The following is an 18,835-nucleotide window of genomic DNA, read 5'->3' as shown; positions in this document are numbered from 1 at the left end:
TGCTAGTGGAAAGACGAAATGTATGACGTTTAGAGAATTTTTGCAGCGTATCTTCACGCCTAAGGAATCGGTCAACCAGCCGTGTACAGACGCAGCCGTTGATCGCCCGACCCCCGAGTGGATCGTGATCGGGCTTGGTAACCCGGGCAACACGTACGCCAGAAATCGGCACAACGTGGGATATATGGCTGTCGACGCTCTGCTAGAGGGTACCCCGCTCATTCAACGGCGAGGTCTTCCTGTCGAGGAAGCACGTCTTAAGATTGACCAACACGAAATCGCTGTACTACGTTCCACTACCTATATGAACAACTCGGGGGAAGCGATCGCACCGATCGCAGAAGAATACGGCATTGCTGCCGATCACATCATTATTCTGCATGATGAGTTGGATCTTCCCCACGGTACTGTTCGTATCAAAAAGGGAGGAAATGAAAATGGCCACAATGGCCTTAAATCAAGCAGCGCGTTGTTAAATACTCGCGATTACCTGAGGATACGCATGGGAATTTCGCGCCCTCCGAAGGGGATGTCTGTGCCAGATTATGTCCTCGGCGATGTTGAGCACGACGAAGCTCTTGAGACCATGATCTCACGGTCTGCAGAAGCGGTGCGACTTGTTATTAGCGCCGGAATCGCACAGGCCCAACACACAATCCACTCCGCATAGCTAAGCTAAAAACATGCGAACAATCGTGATTACCGGTGCAAGTGATGGAATCGGTGCAGCTGCTGCACGGCTACTAGCTGCGCAGCACCCAGACGATAGATTGGTGTTAGTGGGAAGAAACCCACAGAAAACAGCAGCTATAGCGGAAGCTGTCGGGGCCGAATTTTTCTGCGCGGACTATTCCTCGCTCACCGATGTCCGTCGATTAGCTCATGATCTCTTAGCTGCTTGCGATCGCATCGATGTGCTTGCAAATAATGCTGGAGGTATCTTCGATGGCCCCATCATCACTGAAGACGGTTTTGAGCAAACGTTCCAGATCAACTACCTGGCACCTTTTCTGCTCACCCACGAGCTGTTCCCGCTCCTTGAGAAGTCAAACGCTCACATTATTATGACTTCTAGCCTGGCCAATGTGCTCTTTGGCCGCCTGGATTTTGATGATCTCATGGGGGTCAAAGACTACAAGACAAACCGTGCCTACGGAACCAGTAAGCTCGCAGATCTGTTGTTTGCGCGATCGCTGCATCAAAAGTTTCAGCATCGCGGAATCAGCTCGGTCTCATTTCACCCAGGTGTAGTGCTCACCAACTTCGCCCAAGAGTCCCATGGCTTCCTCAGCCGCTTCTACAAGAACCCCTTGGCAAGCAAATTGAGTATCTCTGCAGACCAAGGTGGGAAAAACCTGGCGTATTTTATTGATGGAACTCCCACTATCACGTGGCAATCGGGCGTCTACTACAACGACAAACTCCGACCTGGTGTGGTCAATCCATTGGCGCGTTCACAACGAGCCGCAGACACACTTTTCGCGCGCACGGAGTCCATGCTCGGCATCCATTTCGGCCAGCCAGACGCCACTCTTTAATCCTTCGCCGAGCTCGCCCGCCCCTCCATACTCCTGTCCGTGAGTAGGAGGGGTCAGGTGGATTCGGGACATTGCGCCAAGGCGATTATCCTTATCAACCATGAGTACTCTTTCCAGCGAAGCATCACGTCGCCGAACTTTTGCAGTCATCGCCCACCCAGACGCAGGTAAGTCCACGCTGACGGAGGCCCTCGCACTGCATGCGCACGTCATTGCAGAGGCTGGCGCTGTGCACGGCAAAGCCGGTAGGAAGGCGACTGTCTCCGACTGGATGGATATGGAGAAAGACCGCGGTATCTCCATTGCCTCCTCGGCACTGCAGTTTGAGTACGCTCCTGAGGGGCACAAAGGCGAGCCCTTTGTGATCAACTTGGTGGATACTCCCGGTCACGCAGATTTTTCTGAGGACACATATCGAGTACTTACCGCCGTCGATGCCGCAGTCATGCTTATCGACGCCGCCAAAGGCCTTGAGCCACAAACCCTCAAGCTCTTCCGCGTCTGTAAAGCCCGCGGCCTCCCCATTGTCACCGTGATTAACAAGTGGGACCGCCCGGGTCGCACGCCACTAGAGCTTGTCGACGAGATCGTCAACGAAATCGGCCTCCAGCCAACCCCACTCTTCTGGCCAGTAGGAGATGCCGGAGACTTCCGTGGGCTTGCTCGCATCAATGCAGATGGTGAAGCCGCAGAATACATCCACTTCCTACGCACGGCCGGCGGCTCCACCATTGCGCCTGAGGAGCACTACGCTCCGGAAGAAGCAGAGCAACGCGAAGAAAGCGCATGGGAAACCGCGGTGGAAGAAGCTGAGCTTCTTGCAGCAGACGGAGCCATACACGACCAGGATCTCTTCCTCGATTGCACTACCTCTCCACTTATTTTTGCGTCTGCAATGCTGAACTTTGGTGTCCATCAGATTTTGGACACTCTCTGTAGCCTCGCCCCCTCTCCTAGCGGCCGAGCATCCGACGCTAAAGCGATCTCCGATGCGACGACAGCAATCGACGAGTCACGCGACGTCACCGATGACTTCTCCGGCGTAGTTTTCAAGGTCCAGGCTGGCATGGATAAAAACCACCGTGACTCCCTAGCGTTTATGCGCATCGTATCTGGGGAATTTGATCGTGGCATGCAGGTTACCCATGCGCAATCGGGGCGTAGTTTTTCCACTAAATACGCGCTGACGGTCTTCGGACGGACCCGTTCCACTGTGGAGACCGCCTACCCAGGTGACATCGTCGGTCTCGTGAACGCTGGTGCTCTAGCACCCGGCGACACAATCTTTGAGGGTCGGAAAGTCCAATATCCTCCAATGCCGCAATTCGCCCCAGAACATTTCCGCATCCTCAGGGCCAAGTCTCTAGGAAAATACAAGCAATTCCGCAAAGGATTGGACCAGCTTGCTGCCGAGGGCGTTGTTCAAATCCTTAAAAATGATGCCCGCGGCGATGCCGCCCCGGTCATGGCTGCGGTTGGCCCCATGCAGTTTGAGGTCATGATGGCCCGGATGGAAAACGAATATAACGTGGAGACCATCTCGGATCCCATCCCCTACTCCGTTGCTCGGCGTACCACGCCAGAAACCGCAACAGAGCTTTCCAAACAGCGCGGTGTGGAAGTATTCCAGCGAACCGACGGTGAGCTCGTAGCCCTCTTTGGAGATAAGTGGAAACTCGCTTTCATAGAAAAAGAGCATCCCGAGTTCGAGCTTCTTCCCATGGTTGCAGACTAATCACGCGCTCACGATAAGCAGAAAGTCCGCAGTTCAAATGAACTGCGGACTTTCCTTTGCGCTTACCTCGATAGTTCTTCTGCAAAACGATCCGTTGCGGCTACGAGAGCGGCAACATTTTCTTTTTCACTCGCAGCATGCCCGGACGTCGGTGAGAAATGGAATTCGGCCTCTGGCCATGCCCTGTGCAGATTCCATGCGGTAACGGGCGGGCAGACAACGTCGTAACGCCCCTGGACGATCACCGCGGGGATATCCCGGATGCGTTCGATATTGGCAGGTTCTAGCAGTTCACCGTCGCGCATAAAGCCCTGATGAACAAAGTAATGGTTCTCAATGCGTGCAAACGCCAAGGCAAAGCGCTCATCCTCATGGTCTTGAGTGTCTCGAATCTCTAGGAAAGACGTCGATCCCTCCCAGACACTCCACGCACGAGCAGCCTCGAGCGCCACGGTGCGATCGCTCGAATGGAGAAGCTTGTGGTACTCCGCGATCAAGTCCACGCCAGCAAGGTGGGTCGCTCCTGATAGATCATCTGCGGCAGGCTTTTTATCCTCTGGGATGACAGAGAGGTACCGTTCCCACTTGTCAGGGAATAAGTGTGCGGCGCCCCCGTTATAGAACCAATCCAACTCGGTCTTTCGCAGCATAAAGATTCCCCGAAGCACCACAGCAAGCACACGGTCTGGATGCGTTTGAATGTATTTCAGGGATAAAGTAGACCCCCACGAACCACCAAAGACTAGCCATTTATCTATTCCGAGTTGCTGGCGTATTGCTTCTATATCCTCGACTAGCTTGTGCGTGGTGTTCACCGCCAAGGCGGCTTCTAGATCAATGTCCGGATCTGCAATATGTGGAGTGGATTTTCCGCAGCCGCGCTGGTCGATCAAGATGACCCGATACTTGTTCTGATCAAAAAATCCTGCGTTTTCTTTTGTCGTTCCGCCACCAGGACCGCCGTGGATAAAAACTGCTGGGATGCCCTGCGGATTTCCATATTCTGTGTAGGCAATACGCTGTCCGTCGCGTTCAATATGTGATTCGCCAATTGGGTCAGCTACCGGATAAAGAGTTTTCATTCTTCACAGCCTAGCTATGCAACCGCGCGTAGGAAGGGGGTTGGGGAGTTTGTGTTATGACGTGGGCGTCGAAAAGCCCGCTATAGATGCGAAACTCCCATGAGCACCAGGGCGATAGCCACCAGATAACCGGCCCACAGGGCTACGCGGTCACTATTGCACCGCGCCCACTCAAAAGCTCTACCCAAGGGGCTCTCTGGGAACGCACGCACAAATCCCACGCCTACTGCGCAGAAAAACGGAAGGCTCAGGGCAAGGGACGCATAAAGGAACAATGCGATGTAACTGAATGTTCTGCTGTAATCGCCGGTGGCAAGATAGGCCAGCCCTGTGAAAAATGGAATCGACGTGATCGATTGCGCCACTCCCAAGACAAAACCCACCACCATCGTTTTCAGGCTTGGCGTACGCAGCGGTTCAAGTAACCGTTGCACTAATCCTGTTGAGTCGCCACCTCGCCATGTAAGAATTGCTCCGGCGATACCTGTCACTATCAAGATCACACCAAACACAGGCGAATCTATGAAAGCGCGGACCTTATCTTCTATCGAATGAAACAGCGCCAGAGTGGGGATTGAAAGAAGAAAAACACCTAGCCAATCCCCCAAGATCAAAAGCGATACTATTTTTCCGTAGCGCCCCCCGCGAGGCACTAGGAGAGCCACCGCAACAATGACTCCGATGAGCAAAACGTTAACGGAGTCCATGAGAGCGTAGCTCACAGCGTGCAACACGATGAAGACTCCCTCGTCTTAAAAATCACTGACAGTGTGATCATTGATCACAGCCTTAACGAGTGTACGGATTTCCGTCAAACTTACGCAACGCGTCGCCGCGAATTGTGAGCTGATACCAGGCCTGACTCGGGTCTCTTTTCGCTTCCAAAGCACCAAGAAGATCTGAATCACCTGGGCCACTTTTATGTTCTTTGTCCAGGATTTCGCCTCGTGAGATTTTCCCCTTACACGGCATCCGCACGTCTGTACCTCCGGAAGCTCGCTCATTGGTTCTTAAAGGTCTTTCAGATTCTCCGTTATCCGCACCCCTCATAGAACAACAAACATTAAGTGGCATGCGTCACACACCACCCTGACCCACCTTTACATAACACCAATTTCCACAAGAATCTTTACAAAGCAGTAAGCCCTTCCCCCATTAGGGTGTGCCTCAAGTGGAAAAGTTCACAGGAAATATCTGCACTATCCGCTTCTTTCACTAACATTGCGGGGGTGTGCGACTGATTTGGATGTCGCCGCTCGATTTCACACTTCGACACTACTTAAGGACCTCTACCTCCCATGGCACAGGACTGGAACGATAAGCTCGAATCCGCACAAAAGATGCTGCCCCTGATTGGGCAGCTACACCGCAACAACAACGTGGTTGTCTCTGTCTTTGGCCGGTTGCTTATCGACGTCACCGACATCGACATCGTCAAGGCACACCGCTACTCACGCTTAGCTACAGAAACAGAACTTTCTCCCGCCGACACTCTCCCAATCCTGGAAGCAGTAGCACACCTGAACCTGGGAACTGCATCAATCGATCTAGGTCGCCTCGCCGTGCTTTATCGCGAGCAGGGTGGTGAACTGGAGCAATTCCTCTCCTCTGAGCTTGCTTCTGTCATTGGCGCCAACTCCGAGCAGGAGCCTACCGACGTAGTTCTCTATGGCTTTGGTCGAATTGGTCGTCTCCTAGCCAGAATCCTTATCGCGCGTGAAGCCGCTCATGGTGGGGTTCGACTCCGTGCCATTGTGGTTCGTAAAAAGGGCGATGGCGATATCATCAAGCGCGCATCCCTTCTACGACGCGATTCCGTTCACGGCGCATTCAACGGCACCATCACGGTTGATGAGGACAATGAAGTCATCTGGGCTAACGGCACCGCAATCAAGATGATTTACGCCAATGATCCCGCCACCATCGACTACACCTCTTATGGCATCAACAACGCTATCGTGGTGGACAACACCGGAGTCTGGCGTGATCGCGCGGGTCTTAGCCAGCACCTTAGCGCTAAAGGCGTCCAACGCGTCATCCTCACGGCCCCGGGCAAGGGTGATCTCAAGAACATTGTTTATGGCATCAACCACAACGACATTTCCGATTCTGATCAGATTGTCACCGCGGCTTCTTGCACCACCAACGGGATCACACCTACCCTCAAGGTGATCAACGATCACTATGGCATCGAAAATGGTCACGTAGAAACCGTGCACTCCTTTACCAACGATCAAAACCTGATCGATAACTTCCATAAGGGAGCTCGTCGCGGGCGCGCCGCTGGCCTGAACATGGTGTTAACGGAAACAGGAGCGGCAAAGGCAGTCTCAAAGGCCCTCCCTGAACTCGAAGGCAAACTCACCGGAAACTCCATCCGAGTCCCCACCCCCGATGTGTCCATGGCGGTGCTCAACCTCACCCTGGAGAAGGAAGCCTCGCGCGATGAGGTAAACGAGCTCATGGACAAAGTCGCACTGCATTCGGATCTGCGTCAGCAAATTTCCTATATCAACTCCCCCGAAGTCGTGTCTTCCGACTTTGTGGGCAGCACCCATGCAGGTATCGTCGACGGCCTTGCCACCATTGCTAACGGGAAACACCTTGTGCTCTATGTCTGGTATGACAATGAATTCGGATATTCAAACCAGGTTATCCGCATTGTTGAGCATGTAGCTGGCGCACGCCCCAAGGTTCTCCCCGAGCGTATTCCTTCAGATCAGATCTAAGCTCTCATACAAGCACTCAAGGTGCGGACTCCTCGGAGTCCGCACCTTGAGTTTTTCAATTATGTGGTGCGCCACCCGCCCATACAGGCAATACACGCGCGGACTGCCACGGCCACGCGAGAAGTGAGGACTGCTGCGAGACATGAACACATGCCCTCAACCCCATTGCCCTATGCATAGCCCTCTTTCCTTAAAGAGTTAATGAAGATCGGTGCCCAAGATCCCTTAGCCGAGATTGTGCCACGTGTGAAAAGCTGACATCTTTTCACACCTCGACTCCGGGGAGACCTTCACCTTCTTTTAGGAAAAGAAAACTACAACAATGTAGGAGCGGGTGAACGCCGTCTTTATATCCCAGAACCTCATCTGGGATTACAACCAGCTACTCCTTGTCGCACTAAGGAAGCGCTATACGGAAGCGGACGACAAAGTCTTATATCCCCACGGCGGACTATATCGATGGGAGAACCGTATTCGGCTCAATCCCTTGGAAGCCACACTCAAGCGCATAATTGCATACTGCTTTCTCTCTGGGCTCGAATCCCCGCAAGCCTGATATACATGTGCTGAAGCCGGTCTCCTGGCTACTGCTGCCGTTGTTTCTGTTCCCTTCCCGCTTAGCGCAGTGAGAACACGAGGCTTTCTTGTGCAGTTACAGTGGCGGGGTCCGCTGCCGGATTTTCACCGGCATTCCCGATCACTTCAGCTAAGTCCTCACTCTAGCAAGGCTTCACTCAAAGGACACCCACTTTAAAAAAATCGTGGGAAACCACACCTAAAAGTGTTCATCGATGTTTATGTTCCTTGTGCTTGCACTTGTTCCACTTAACGCCCCGCATGTGAACGTATTTCTCTACTGCGAGTGCACAAGAATCGGCAGTTTCACCACCTGACCGGACCTGTTTTTCTTAGGTTCGCTAGGATGAGCTGAAGATCATTCATCTTTCACGGGGAATTGAATCGCCGTAGCCCCTTGTATCCCGTGAAGTATCCCTCTTAACAGTAAAACGCCCCGCTTCACCTTGGCGTACCCGTCACTATGTCTCCCTATCTTGAAAGGTTGTTGCGAATGTTTTTACCTGCCCCCATAGATTTCAACGATGTGATCATCGACGGCGTTATTTCCCAAGCTGAAATTTCTGAAGCATTCACTCAACTACTCGGGTACGTACACGAATATGAGTTCAATGCCACGCCTACCGGTTACCAAGTCCAATTCCATACTCGACGTGGACTACACACTTATGAAGGTGTCCTAGCTGCCCATATCGATTCTGAACGTGTGTGGACATGGGCCCAGGAATACACATTTGATATCCCTGAGCTTTCTTTAGCACAACCGGCAAGCGATGAGCTTGTGGCGGCCGCACGAACTCTCAACGGCAATGGTCCTGCATATTTGGTGCCGCTCGACGACGGCACACTAGACGTAGTAGTCCTGACCGACGTGCTCCCTCGTTTATCCATATCTGCAGCATTAACCGTAGGTTTGGGCAGACTACTTGCCGCTGACCCGGACACGCTCAAGAGAGCCGTCCTGGCATACGCTGCCCAGCGAGGACTCAGTTTTCACGAAGATTCCGATCATCTTGAGGTATCTTCCCCTAGCGGAGAGGCCGCGTGCATAGATATCGCCAAAGGCGCAGTAAGCTGCCCCGAATGGAACGGAAAGAATCTCTCACTCTCCAACGTCCAATCAGATGCGGCGCTGGTATCCGCCGAACATCAGCTTTTATTTGAAGGAACCTATCCCGACGCGCATGTGACCGTAGATCCACGTACAGCTACCGCAACCATCAAATCTGCTTATGGAGAATCAGCAACCGCAGAGGCCACGATTCTGGCCGTAGTAGATGACAACTGGACATGGGCGTGGAACGATGAACAGCTCATGCACTCCCCCAGCGTAACGCGAGCACTAGGCCTCAAGGCTTTCGCAATGGATAACGGTATACCTGAGCTACTAGGACAACCCATTCCGCTGCACCGCGCCCAAGAACTCGCGCTTGAGTCCGTATCAAAACCCATCCTCCGAGAGTGGGTCCACACAGTGGCTTCCTTACCGGACGGTCGCCGCGTCATGCTCTTATTACAGTCACCCCGGCTCCAATTGCCAGCAGCAACAAAAGCTTCTATCGCAGCCACCCTTAGCTGTCCTCTCCCCTCCATGGTGAATACTCAGAGATCTATCTCCACCTATGCACATTTCCGCGGCATCGCCCCATCGGCGTTTGATGGCTATACGATTCGCCTCAGTTGTTCGGATGGAAGCGTGCTCATCTCTTTCGACGCCAATGGAGCTATCGTCGGGGTGAACTAGTCAAGAAAGCCAAGGATTCTTTCAAAAGGCTCCGGGTCAACAGCCTCTGTGTCCTTGGGGTCAAAGTGAGGCTCTCTATCTTTATCTACCAGCACTGCGCGGACCCCTTCTGCGAAATTGGGGTTTGCGCGCATGTGCTCACCCAAAGCGACTTCGTGGTCGAGTTCTTCCCGCAACGTTGAACACAGCGCTGATGCTCGCATCAAAAGGGTGGATGCTACAAGCGACTCCGGGTTTGCCCCTTTGAGCAATTCAGCAACCTGAGCAGCAAATACCCGATCAGGATGTGCGCCTAGGGCATGCTCAATTTCAGGCCAGGTATCAAAGTTAAAGGTTTTCTCGATGTTGGGGTAGAGCTTTTCTAGCTCCGATTCTCCCGGCGCGTCTGTGGAAAAAGCGTCCAGGGCTTCATCCAAGGATTCGGCGATTATCATTTCGCGGAACTCAGCAAATGCAGCGCTTGGCACAAAGTCGGTCGCCACTCCTGCCCACATCATGTCTGCAGGGCTCATGCGCCAGCCGGTTAAGACGAGGAAATTGGCTAGGGGCAACGAGCTAAAGCCCTTGAGGCCTGTCATCCGCTGAAGCATAAAGGGAACCCCCACGTCGGGGTTGAATCCGATAGCCATCTCTGGCATCGCAGCAAAAGCTTTCTCGCTAATAACGCGGTGGGAGCCGTGCACGGAGACTCCGAGTCCCCCGCCCATAGCTACGCCGTCGATAAGCGAAATATAGGGCTTGGGGAACAACGCAATGTTGTTATTCATCTCGTATTCGTCGGCGAAGAACTGGTCGCTTGCGCAGCCGTTCCCCGCGAGGATCTGTTCCCTACTAGTGCGCACGTCACCGCCAGCACAGAATGCCTTTTCCGAGGTGGAATACACAACGACTCTGTGGACGGCATCATCGTCCCACCATGCGTCTAGGGCCTGGTCGATCCGATCAATCATTTCTTGGTTCAAAGAATTCAGGGCTTTGGGTCGGTTCAGCTCGATAATTCCCGTGGTGTTTTCCACGTAGACGTTGACTACTCCCCGATCGTGGTATGTGGCGTCTATTGCATTCATAACCCCCAGTGTTGCACATCACTTGAATAATTGCAGTAGGTTTTCCAATCAGGTGATACAGACTGACGGCGAAAATGTGTCCGACGGTAGTCAGCGGTAGGCTAGTAACGCACATTCTGCGGGTTGCACGCCCGTAGTCCCGCAAAGACGCAGTCGTGCGGTTTAACAACGCTAGAAGGAACAGATGACCCCTCGCATTATCGCCACGGACATGGACGGAACTCTGCTCAATCACAAGCATGAAATCCCCGAGTCTTTTTGGCCGCTCCTCGAACGGATGCATGAGCACGAGATCATTTTTGCTCCTGCAAGCGGGAGGCAACTGTATACGCTTCTGAATCAATTTGAACGCAGCACCAAGCAGCTCTCTGTGATCGCTGAAAATGGAACCGTTGTCTACCACGAGGGTTCCATTGTGTCCGTCACCACCATTGATCGGGATCTGGCTCACGCGGTCATTGCGATGATGGATACCACGGATCTTCCGTGGGGTCTCATCCTCTGCCGCGTCGACGGCGCTTTTATGCATAAAAAACACAAACAGTTTTTGGCTGAAAGCATCCGATACTACGCGCGGTTAGAGCAGGTCGATGACCTACATTCTTATGTCGACGATACCGTGGTAAAACTAGCTATTTTTACTGAAGCTGATGCCGAGTCAATCGCCGCCCCGCTTATCCGCTCAGCCGCTCAAGAACTCAACGTGGTAGTTTCTGGCCGTCATTGGATTGACGTGATGAACCCCGAGGCCAACAAGGGAGTCGCTTTACAGGCCCTCGCGGAAGCCACTGGCACCCATATGAGCGATACCCTCGCATTTGGTGATTTCCTCAACGACCTTGAGTTATTGCAAGCAGCTGGCACCTCATACGCCATGGATAACGCGCATCCCACGATCAAAAGCATCTCCGATGCGGTGGCCCCCTCTCATGCAGATGAGGGTGTGATCCACGTTGTATCGGGCATTCTCGATGCCCTGGAAGCCCGCACCCCTAGCGCCTAGGCGAGACCAAGGAACTCTCCTCCTACTATGAACCCTCTATCACAGCTTCTCGACGCCACCCTCTTCATCGGTGGAGTCCCCATTCTCTGGCGCGAGATCATCGGTAACCTCTTTGGTTTAGCTTCCGCATATGGAGGCATGAAACGCGTCGTCTGGGCATGGCCAATTGGGATACTGGGCAACCTATTGCTGTTCACAGTCTTCTTGGGAGGAGTCTTTCATACTCCGCAGAACTTAGACCTGTATGGCCAAGCTGGCCGCCAGATCATGTTCCTCGTAGTGAGCACGTACGGGTGGTGGCAATGGTCTCGGGCTAAGAAACGCGGCATGCGTGAATCGACTGAAACAGACCCCTCGCGTTCCATCGTGAGCGAGCCTGCCGAGGAGTCTTCTGCTGTTCAGCCGCGTTGGGCGAGCAGCACAGAACGCTGGATGATGGTGGGGGTGGCCGTCGTCGGCACCGTTTTCTTTGCGTGGGTCTTTACGGCCCTCGGGTCATGGGTGCCCTGGGCTGATGCATGGATTTTCACCGGCTCAATGCTAGCCACGTATGGGATGGCCCGTGGTTGGACGGAATTCTGGCTTATCTGGATTGGGGTCGATGTTGTCGGCGTCCCTCTCCTACTCGCTGCAGGTTACTATCCTTCGGCTATCTTGTATCTGGTCTATGGGGCCTTTGTCCTGTGGGGGTTCTTTGTGTGGCTCAAGGTTCAGTCCCGCCCCGCTTCTATCCGCTAGTTCCATAAAAAGCACCGACAGCAAGCTTAAGCTTGCCATCGGTGCAATATAAGTGCGGGTGCTTTAACAAAGGCGAACTATTTCTTCTTTTTACGCTTTGTCTTTTTCTCTTCTAGTTTCACGGCTACGTCGGGAACATAACGGAAGTCAGAGCGTGGTGGCCGAATATAGTCTTTATCTTGAGGCGGACGCGTGGGAATCTCCGGCAGCGGTCGGTCAATTTTTTCATAAGGAATAGTGGAGAGAAGGTGACTGATCACGTTGATACGCGAGCGCTTTTTATCCTCTGATTCCACGGTGTACCACGGTGCTGAGGGAATGTCCGTGTGAATAAACATCTCATCTTTGGCGCGCGAGTATTCCTCCCACCGCATAATGGACTGGAGGTCCATCGGCGAGAGTTTCCATCGCCGTAAAGGATCGCTACGACGCGACTCGAATCTCTTAATCTGTTCCTCATCAGATACGGAGAACCAGTATTTCCGCAGCATAATACCGTCTTCTACCAGAAGACGCTCAAAGATAGGCGCTTGGTGCAAAAAGCGACGATACTCCTGCGAATCACAAAAGCCCATCACCCGTTCCACGCCAGCACGGTTATACCATGAGCGATCAAAGATAACGATCTCTCCAGCGGTGGGGAGCTTTTCCACATACCGCTGGAAATACCATTGCCCTTGTTCTCGCGAGTTAGGTGCGGGAAGCGCCTCAATCCTGCAAGTGCGGGGATTCAAGTATTGTGTTATCCGCTTAATGGCAGATCCTTTACCCGCAGCGTCGCGTCCCTCCATAATCACGACAACGCGAGCACCTGTTTCTACTACCCATTGCTGCATATCTACAAGTTCAGCCTGCAGCTTTTTGAGTTCTTTCTCGTAGGCTTTCTTGGAAAGCTTTCTGGGCACCTTGGTAGTTTTCTCTTCTGAGCGTTCTTTTGCCATGTGACCCAGAATACTGCTCTATCACTACAATGTGTGCAATAAAAATCAGTGTTCTTCCTGGTTAAGGAAATCTGCGGCACAGGTGATGGGAATAGTCTCGTTGTCCGGGGCTGATTCTTGCTGCCCATAATCCAGATCTAATTTTGTATAAACATCCAAGTTGTAGCCACACCGCCGCTTATCGTGTGCGGTGAGGGTGACGGGGAAACTATGAAATTTTCCTTCGGCACACGTCTCTGTGCAATCATTAATCCACGCAGTGCCGTGCCCTATCGCTTGATCTCCTCCCCATTTATTCCAGGAAATGTCATTAATCGTGTAGTTCCCGTCGGCGCAACTCAACGACAGATTTTCTGGGCCGTCGAGACCGCTTACCCGCACACAATCGAGAATTCCGGCAGCGTCAACGGTAGTTTCCACACCAGCATATAAACCTGTGACGCGAACAAGTTGTCCGGTTGCCGGTAAGAGGTCAAAACTCAGCTGATCACGTTCTCGGATAACCGACACGATTTCATCATCACCTCGCACCCCGGTCTGTGAAGACTTAACATGGGCGAGCTCATTACCGGGGATGGCTGCCAAATACTCATAAAGTTTTTGCTTAACGTGGCTATGTACGCCCGGAATTAACAAAAGGGATAACGCACCACGAACTTTTTCTCCATCGCTGCTGCCAAAAGTCTCTCGGATCAACGGTTCAAGGGGCCGAGTATTAACGCTCTCCGGTGAGACCGCCGGGGTCGGATTATCTGCAATGGCGGTAAGTGCGGCGTCGATAGTGCCTTTAACCGTGACAGTAGGAGTGACGTCTCCTGACGGTGCTACCTCATACTGAGTGACGACTTCCCCCGAGTCGTTCTTGTCTACTCGACGCAAATAATCGTTACTGGTTACTGCTACAGCTGCAGCTTCTGGTTGTTGGCCCACGTTAGCCGCGGCTGTTCGTAAAACTTCTGCGGCCGAAGCCTGCGCCGGGTGGGTATCAATAAGGCTGGGCAAGGATAGACCACCGACAGCAATCACAATGACTGCGGCCGCGACAGCAATAAACTTTCGCTGCCTGTTCCCCCATAGTTCACGCACGTTATCTCCAGCAGCATCTTCAGAATGCATAATGCGAGCAAGGTTATGTTCTGCGGTAGCTTTTTCTGCCGCGGAAAGAGCGTGATAACCATGATCTGGCGCAGGATCTGCTTTCTTCAGAGCATCCGAGAGCTGCCAAACCAGTTGTTCGTCCGGGACACCCCGTGGATGAAAATCGCGAGTCATGAGCACTCTCCCCGAGAACTACCAGAAGTACTGTATAAAAGGTTCGCAAGTCTATGGCGAGCACGATGTAGCCGGACTCGCGCCGAGTTAGCGGATATTCCCAACACTTGAGCTATCTCTGCAGGCTCCAGATTTTCCCACGCATGCAACGCAAGTATTTCTCGATCGGATAGGTTCAACCGCTCTAGAGCTGCACAGATAGTAAAACGCGCATCAACTTCTTGCATCGGTGTAGCAGCCTCCGTGGAAGTTTCTTGCACTGCCTTTTCAATCGCCGCGTTTTTGTCACGTACGCGATAATGTTCCAAGACCACATGGCGTGCTATGCCATAAATCCAAGGCAGCTCTGCCCCTTCCCTGCTATCCCATCGATTCCACGCTCGCGTAAACACTTCTGCGGTCAGATCTTCTGCGTTGTCGCCGTCTGTCCTCCGCCGTATATAAGACAACACTGCGGAATAACAGCTGCGATACGTCGCGCTAAAAGCCTCACGCCTGCACTGCGTGGTCATGTCATTCCCATAGGCCATGGCAATACTTCACTGTGTCCTTGAAATCGTGCGTGTGCCGTTCCAAGAGCACAAAAGAACTCCTCGGTTCATTCCACCGTATAAACAAGCTTTCCAATGCATCTTCACAGCGCGCGGGTTTTCTCCTAAAGAGCAGTCGGGGCCATAGAAGCGCTGTTTCCTGAATCAGGAAAAGTAGTCGTACTGCTTACACCAGATTCACAGGTCACAGTGACTGTGTGATAGCCTTCCGCAGGCCCCGGACCGATAACGTTAGGCGCCGTAATATATCCGATGAGCTGCCCCATATCAGCCGCTGGGCTAAGGTGTGTCTCTGCACCAAAAGAGGTTTTAGCCGTTGCTTTTGTGTCACCAGGAAGACATGGTGCTGCGATCATGATCTCGCTGTTAGGTTTTAACAGTCCATCGATGGTGATAGGAAAAGTTGCAGTCATAGCTGGAGCATCCCTGTGTACGGCAGCGTCAGCAGTCGAGTTTTGTGCGTTGTGATAAATAAGTGCCCCTCCGGATAGTCCTGCTACGGCTACAGCACTAAGGGCGATGCCTAGGAAGGCTTTTGACATAGTAGAAACTCCATTCTTTGAATACAGCGGAAGGCTTTCCCGCATCTACTATGTTTGTGTCTCAAACCGGCTGTGCATTACACAACAATGCGGTTTTTTAAAAAAAGAAGAGCGATAGCCACAGCTACCGCTCAACAAAAGGCCTCTACCTCAGGCTACTCCACCCGGAACTCCGCCATCTTGTCCCACTCGGTCTTGCCATCAATATGAACATTGATAATGTCCGGGGTCTCGATGAGGTACTTAGGGGTCTCCTCACAAGCCTTCTTAAAAGCATCTGACTCCACGTGAGCAACGTCGGTGCCATCTTTGAATCCTTCTACCAGCAAGAATTCATTTTCCTTCTCGGGGTTTTTAAACCAATCGAAAAAGAGGTTTCCTTCTTCTGCTCGGCACGCATCCGTGTACCACTGCATCTCATCAAGAAAAGTATCCACGTATTCGGGGCGAACCTTAAATTTCACGTTAATCAAAATCATGGTGCCCCAGTGTAGCCATCAGATCACGTGTCTGCAGAAAAGTTCCACGTTATGCTTCCAGCTGCTCGCCAAGCTCCATCCATTCCATTTCCAGCTCTTCTCGCTGCTCATTGAGCGCCCGCAGCTGGGAATCAAGTTCAGTCAGCTTGGCGGTGTCCACTGCTTCTGCGGCTACCGCCATAGCGTTTGTGATCTTCTCAATCTGCGGATCAAGCTTGGCCATCTTCCGCTCAACAGACGCCATCTTCTTATTGATCTCCCGCTCCTGTTGAGAGGTCAACGTGCGCGTAGGGGCGGCCTTATTTTCTTGAGAACCAGCAGATACGTTTCCCAGATCCACAGCACCGCGAGTCTCCCGCGCCGCCATAGCTTGACGACGTTCCAAGTACTCCTCAATCCCACCAGGAAGATTAGTGAGTTTTCCATCACCAAAAAGTGCCCACGTGGAATCCGCAATGCGCTCGATAAGGTACCGATCGTGCGAGATCACCACAAGGGTTCCCGCCCAGGAATCAAGAAGCGACTCAAGTTCCTGAAGCGTGTCGATGTCCAAGTCATTGGTGGGCTCGTCGAGAAGCAAGAGATTCGGCTCGGACATAAGCACTCGAGTCAACTGCAAACGACGGCGTTCACCACCAGAAAGGTCACCGACCGGTGTTCGCTGCCGCTTAGCGGAAAACCCAAGGCGCTCGGCTAGCTGAGAAGCAGAAAGCTCCTTCTTTCCCAGTTGGATATAAGAAGCCACCTCCTCCACTGCGTCGAGAAGGCGCAGGGTAGGATCCAGATCATCCAGCTCCTGTTTCAACCAACCGAGCCGAACAGTGCGCCCCTCAATGCGTTTGCCTTCGCTGAGCTCATAGGCTCCGGCTAGCGCCCTCAGCAACGTGGTCTTCCCCGACCCATTGACGCCCACAAGCCCAATACGTTCTCCCGGCGCGAGTCGCCATGTGAGATCCTGCACCAAGGTTGTGCCATCAGGCGTCGCAATAGTGGCATCCTCCAGCTCCACAACCACTTTTCCTTGGCGCTGCTTAGAAAACGCCATGAGCTCTACTTTGTTGCGTAACTCAGGAACATTAGCGATCAAGGCTTCGGCTGCTTCAATTCGGTATCGCGGCTTTGATGTGCGCGCCGGGGCTCCTCGACGCAGCCAAGCAAGCTCCTTCCGGGCAAGGTTCTGCCGCCGCTGCTCCATGGCATCAGCCTGACGAGAACGCTCTGCGCGCGCAAAGGTCCAGTCGTTATAGCCGCCCTCGTAGGAATCGACAGTTCCGTCATGTACTTCCCATGTCTGAGTAGCAAGGGTGTCCAGGAACCAACGGTCGTGGGTGACCACGACTATGGCTATCTTTCGTGCAAGGAGATGTTCTGCCAACCATTGAACGCCCTCAACGTCTAGGTGGTTGGTTGGCTCGTCAAGCACCACAAGGTCAAGGTCACGCACGAGTGCGGCTGCGAGATTAACGCGACGGCGTTCGCCACCCGATAGCTGCCCAACTGGGGTATCAAGACCTAAATCGATAACTCCAATCCCACCGAGCACTTCACGGACCTGAGCATTCGAGGCCCATTCAAAGGTCTGGAGTCCCAATGGGCCAAGGACCACATCGCCTACGGTCTTTTCAGGATCCAGCTCAGCCCGTTGTGTCACCACTGCCATTCGTAAAGTGGAGTTGTGGCTCACACGCCCAGAATCTGGTGGTTCAATTCCGGTAATCACTTCCAGCAGTGTGGTTTTTCCTCCGCCGTTAAGGCCCACAACGCCGATGCGATCGCCGGTTTGAATACCCAGGCTCACGTCTTTGAGAAGAGTGGTAAGTCCAAACGATTTAGAGACATTTTCCAGGTTTATCAGGTTTGCCACTAGTCTTCTTTTCCTATGGGCTCGTTGTGGTGGACATGGTAGCGCCTAGCGCTGGGCCAGTTGCGGTCGCGGATGCTCCCACAAGTCGTAGCTCCGCAGCTACGTCCTCGGCGCTTTGGGCATCTGGGCAGAGAAAGGCACAGGTGGGGCCGGATCCGGAAACAATCCCTGCCAATGCACCTGAGGCTTTACCTATCTCCAAGGTCTTTCGTAAACCTGACTGGAGAGAGAGGGCTGCCGGCTGCATATCATTGTGCAGATGCTCGGCTACATGATGCGGGTCTCCGCTGATCAGCGCTGCAGTCAAGTCATCTACGGACAGATGCGGCGTGCGTTGCATCTGATCTAGCTTGGCAAAGACCGCAGGCGTGCTAAGGCCTTGCGCGGAAAAAGCCAATGCCCAATGGTACTGACCTCGCGACATAACATGGACCAGGTTTTCTCCACGCCCAGTTCCTAGTCGTGTGCCGCCTAAAAGAGTAAAAGGTACGTCTGATCCTAAAGCACTGGCCATGGTGAGCAACTGCTTATCGGTTGGTTTTACCGTAACGTATTCCTGCATGAGTCGAAGCGCTGCGGCAGCGTCTGCAGACCCCCCTGCCATACCGCCGGCAGTAGGAATCCCCTTTTTTAAATGCATCCGTACTTTATTCAGAGGTGGACCGCCTCCAGAACGATGGAAAGCATAGACCATATTGGCAGCTTTCCACGCAAGATTACTGGCGTCGGTGGGAACTCCTTCAGCTCCACCGGCATCAAGCTCAGCTACGATTCCAGGCGTTTGATCGGTGGCAGTTCCTCGGAGCTCTACACAGTCCAACTCATCTTTAAGACTTAAGGATTGAAAAATGGTGACAAGCTCGTGATAACCATCGTGGCGTAGCGGCCCCACGCCAAGATGCAGGTTCACTTTTGAGTGTGCTGTCGCCGAGATGCGCCTGCCGTATATGAGATCAGGATTCTCTTCTAGCATG

18 protein-coding genes and 1 riboswitch are annotated in these 18,835 nt (G+C 53.0%); of the genes, 8 read left to right on the top strand and 10 right to left on the bottom strand.

The window, feature by feature from the left end; translation table 11 throughout:
• Nucleotides 1-22: 22 nt before the first annotated feature.
• The 3 genes from pth to CULFRC11_RS03690 all read left to right on the top strand — a co-directional run bounded on the left by pth (nucleotide 23) and on the right by CULFRC11_RS03690 (nucleotide 3,273).
• Nucleotides 23-670, top strand: coding sequence for an aminoacyl-tRNA hydrolase (gene pth, locus CULFRC11_RS03700; RefSeq protein WP_023635409.1), 648 nt, complete (start codon nucleotides 23-25; stop codon nucleotides 668-670).
• Nucleotides 671-683: 13 nt separating this feature from the next.
• Entirely contained in the window at nucleotides 684-1,538 is an 855-nt protein-coding gene (locus tag CULFRC11_RS03695) for an SDR family NAD(P)-dependent oxidoreductase (protein ID WP_023635408.1), read from the top strand.
• Nucleotides 1,539-1,638: 100 nt separating this feature from the next.
• Nucleotides 1,639-3,273 carry a peptide chain release factor 3 gene (locus CULFRC11_RS03690; protein ID WP_013911123.1) on the top strand — a complete coding sequence of 545 codons (1,635 nt, stop codon included), beginning with the start codon at nucleotides 1,639-1,641 and terminating at the stop codon, nucleotides 3,271-3,273.
• A gap of 62 nt (nucleotides 3,274-3,335) precedes the next feature.
• Here the strand turns inward: CULFRC11_RS03690 and pip are convergent, their stop codons facing one another.
• Both pip and CULFRC11_RS03680 read right to left on the bottom strand, forming a co-directional pair.
• On the bottom strand, nucleotides 3,336-4,355 hold the full coding sequence (gene pip / locus CULFRC11_RS03685) for a prolyl aminopeptidase (protein ID WP_023635407.1): 1,020 nt from the start codon (nucleotides 4,353-4,355) through the stop codon (nucleotides 3,336-3,338).
• A gap of 80 nt (nucleotides 4,356-4,435) precedes the next feature.
• Nucleotides 4,436-5,089, bottom strand: a complete 654-nt coding sequence (locus CULFRC11_RS03680) for a membrane protein (RefSeq protein ID WP_013911121.1) — start codon at nucleotides 5,087-5,089, stop codon at nucleotides 4,436-4,438.
• 564 nt (nucleotides 5,090-5,653) lie between these two features.
• On the opposite strand from CULFRC11_RS03680, the gene CULFRC11_RS03670 reads away from it, so the two are divergent.
• The 3 genes from CULFRC11_RS03670 (at nucleotide 5,654) to CULFRC11_RS03660 (ending at nucleotide 9,404) form a co-directional block, all read left to right on the top strand.
• Nucleotides 5,654-7,084, top strand: coding sequence for a glyceraldehyde-3-phosphate dehydrogenase (locus CULFRC11_RS03670; protein WP_023635406.1), 1,431 nt, complete (start codon nucleotides 5,654-5,656; stop codon nucleotides 7,082-7,084).
• Nucleotides 7,085-7,418: 334 nt separating this feature from the next.
• Nucleotides 7,419-7,640 carry a hypothetical protein gene (locus tag CULFRC11_RS03665; protein WP_023635405.1) on the top strand — a complete coding sequence of 74 codons (222 nt, stop codon included), beginning with the start codon at nucleotides 7,419-7,421 and terminating at the stop codon, nucleotides 7,638-7,640.
• Nucleotides 7,638-7,804: riboswitch (cobalamin riboswitch) on the bottom strand. (Overlaps the previous gene by 3 nt.)
• 349 nt (nucleotides 7,805-8,153) lie before the next feature.
• Nucleotides 8,154-9,404, top strand: a complete 1,251-nt coding sequence (locus CULFRC11_RS03660; protein ID WP_023635404.1) for a DUF6882 domain-containing protein — start codon at nucleotides 8,154-8,156, stop codon at nucleotides 9,402-9,404.
• On the opposite strand, the gene CULFRC11_RS03655 is transcribed toward CULFRC11_RS03660, so the two are convergent.
• Complete coding sequence (locus CULFRC11_RS03655; RefSeq protein WP_023635403.1) at nucleotides 9,401-10,471, bottom strand: enoyl-CoA hydratase/isomerase family protein; 1,071 nt, start codon at nucleotides 10,469-10,471, stop codon at nucleotides 9,401-9,403. The genes CULFRC11_RS03660 and CULFRC11_RS03655 overlap by 4 nt on opposite strands.
• A 184-nt stretch (nucleotides 10,472-10,655) precedes the next feature.
• On the opposite strand from CULFRC11_RS03655, the gene CULFRC11_RS03650 reads away from it, so the two are divergent.
• Nucleotides 10,656-11,474 (top strand): Cof-type HAD-IIB family hydrolase, encoded by an 819-nt coding sequence (locus tag CULFRC11_RS03650; protein ID WP_014525523.1) that lies wholly within the window; start codon nucleotides 10,656-10,658, stop codon nucleotides 11,472-11,474.
• A gap of 27 nt (nucleotides 11,475-11,501) precedes the next feature.
• Nucleotides 11,502-12,212, top strand: a complete 711-nt coding sequence (locus CULFRC11_RS03645; RefSeq protein ID WP_038620437.1) for a nicotinamide mononucleotide transporter family protein — start codon at nucleotides 11,502-11,504, stop codon at nucleotides 12,210-12,212.
• Nucleotides 12,213-12,289: 77 nt separating this feature from the next.
• Here CULFRC11_RS03645 and ppk2 read toward each other — a convergent pair whose 3' ends face one another.
• The 7 genes from ppk2 to CULFRC11_RS03610 all read right to left on the bottom strand — a co-directional run bounded on the left by ppk2 (nucleotide 12,290) and on the right by CULFRC11_RS03610 (nucleotide 18,834).
• Nucleotides 12,290-13,153 carry a polyphosphate kinase 2 gene (gene ppk2, locus CULFRC11_RS03640; protein ID WP_023635401.1) on the bottom strand — a complete coding sequence of 288 codons (864 nt, stop codon included), beginning with the start codon at nucleotides 13,151-13,153 and terminating at the stop codon, nucleotides 12,290-12,292.
• A gap of 45 nt (nucleotides 13,154-13,198) precedes the next feature.
• Nucleotides 13,199-14,425: a hypothetical protein gene (locus CULFRC11_RS03635; protein ID WP_023635400.1), complete on the bottom strand. Its 1,227-nt coding sequence runs from the start codon at nucleotides 14,423-14,425 to the stop codon at nucleotides 13,199-13,201.
• Nucleotides 14,422-14,937: an RNA polymerase sigma factor gene (locus CULFRC11_RS03630; protein WP_031270148.1), complete on the bottom strand. Its 516-nt coding sequence runs from the start codon at nucleotides 14,935-14,937 to the stop codon at nucleotides 14,422-14,424. The genes CULFRC11_RS03635 and CULFRC11_RS03630 overlap by 4 nt, the downstream gene beginning before the upstream one ends.
• A 143-nt stretch (nucleotides 14,938-15,080) precedes the next feature.
• Nucleotides 15,081-15,518: a hypothetical protein gene (locus CULFRC11_RS03625; protein WP_023635398.1), complete on the bottom strand. Its 438-nt coding sequence runs from the start codon at nucleotides 15,516-15,518 to the stop codon at nucleotides 15,081-15,083.
• A 155-nt stretch (nucleotides 15,519-15,673) separates the two neighbouring features.
• Nucleotides 15,674-15,997: a putative quinol monooxygenase gene (locus tag CULFRC11_RS03620; RefSeq protein WP_013911109.1), complete on the bottom strand. Its 324-nt coding sequence runs from the start codon at nucleotides 15,995-15,997 to the stop codon at nucleotides 15,674-15,676.
• Between the two features lie 49 nt (nucleotides 15,998-16,046).
• Complete coding sequence (locus tag CULFRC11_RS03615; RefSeq protein WP_023635397.1) at nucleotides 16,047-17,861, bottom strand: ABC-F family ATP-binding cassette domain-containing protein; 1,815 nt, start codon at nucleotides 17,859-17,861, stop codon at nucleotides 16,047-16,049.
• Between the two features lie 13 nt (nucleotides 17,862-17,874).
• Nucleotides 17,875-18,834, bottom strand: a complete 960-nt coding sequence (locus CULFRC11_RS03610; protein ID WP_023635396.1) for a 4-(cytidine 5'-diphospho)-2-C-methyl-D-erythritol kinase — start codon at nucleotides 18,832-18,834, stop codon at nucleotides 17,875-17,877.
• Nucleotide 18,835: the final 1 nt, after the last annotated feature.

Source organism: Corynebacterium ulcerans, from assembly GCF_000767685.1.
In the GTDB taxonomy this organism is placed as follows: Bacteria; Actinomycetota; Actinomycetes; order Mycobacteriales; family Mycobacteriaceae; genus Corynebacterium; species Corynebacterium ulcerans.
The sequence above is the reverse complement of the archived record's forward strand: the minus strand, read 5'-3'. Positions and strand labels throughout refer to the sequence as shown.

Excerpts from the sequence above, each read along its gene's own strand:
- pth (WP_023635409.1), top strand. The coding sequence starts at position 23 with ATGACGTTTAGAGAATTTTTGCAGCGTATCTTCACGCCTAAGGAATCG.
- CULFRC11_RS03695 (WP_023635408.1), top strand. The coding sequence starts at position 684 with ATGCGAACAATCGTGATTACCGGTGCAAGTGATGGAATCGGTGCAGCT.
- CULFRC11_RS03690 (WP_013911123.1), top strand. The coding sequence starts at position 1,639 with ATGAGTACTCTTTCCAGCGAAGCATCACGTCGCCGAACTTTTGCAGTC.
- pip (WP_023635407.1), bottom strand. The coding sequence starts at position 4,355 with ATGAAAACTCTTTATCCGGTAGCTGACCCAATTGGCGAATCACATATT.
- CULFRC11_RS03670 (WP_023635406.1), top strand. The coding sequence starts at position 5,654 with ATGGCACAGGACTGGAACGATAAGCTCGAATCCGCACAAAAGATGCTG.
- CULFRC11_RS03660 (WP_023635404.1), top strand. The coding sequence starts at position 8,154 with ATGTTTTTACCTGCCCCCATAGATTTCAACGATGTGATCATCGACGGC.
- CULFRC11_RS03655 (WP_023635403.1), bottom strand. The coding sequence starts at position 10,471 with ATGAATGCAATAGACGCCACATACCACGATCGGGGAGTAGTCAACGTC.
- CULFRC11_RS03650 (WP_014525523.1), top strand. The coding sequence starts at position 10,656 with ATGACCCCTCGCATTATCGCCACGGACATGGACGGAACTCTGCTCAAT.
- CULFRC11_RS03645 (WP_038620437.1), top strand. The coding sequence starts at position 11,502 with ATGAACCCTCTATCACAGCTTCTCGACGCCACCCTCTTCATCGGTGGA.
- ppk2 (WP_023635401.1), bottom strand. The coding sequence starts at position 13,153 with ATGGCAAAAGAACGCTCAGAAGAGAAAACTACCAAGGTGCCCAGAAAG.
- CULFRC11_RS03635 (WP_023635400.1), bottom strand. The coding sequence starts at position 14,425 with ATGACTCGCGATTTTCATCCACGGGGTGTCCCGGACGAACAACTGGTT.
- CULFRC11_RS03630 (WP_031270148.1), bottom strand. The coding sequence starts at position 14,937 with ATGACCACGCAGTGCAGGCGTGAGGCTTTTAGCGCGACGTATCGCAGC.
- CULFRC11_RS03625 (WP_023635398.1), bottom strand. The coding sequence starts at position 15,518 with ATGTCAAAAGCCTTCCTAGGCATCGCCCTTAGTGCTGTAGCCGTAGCA.
- CULFRC11_RS03620 (WP_013911109.1), bottom strand. The coding sequence starts at position 15,997 with ATGATTTTGATTAACGTGAAATTTAAGGTTCGCCCCGAATACGTGGAT.
- CULFRC11_RS03610 (WP_023635396.1), bottom strand. The coding sequence starts at position 18,834 with ATGCTAGAAGAGAATCCTGATCTCATATACGGCAGGCGCATCTCGGCG.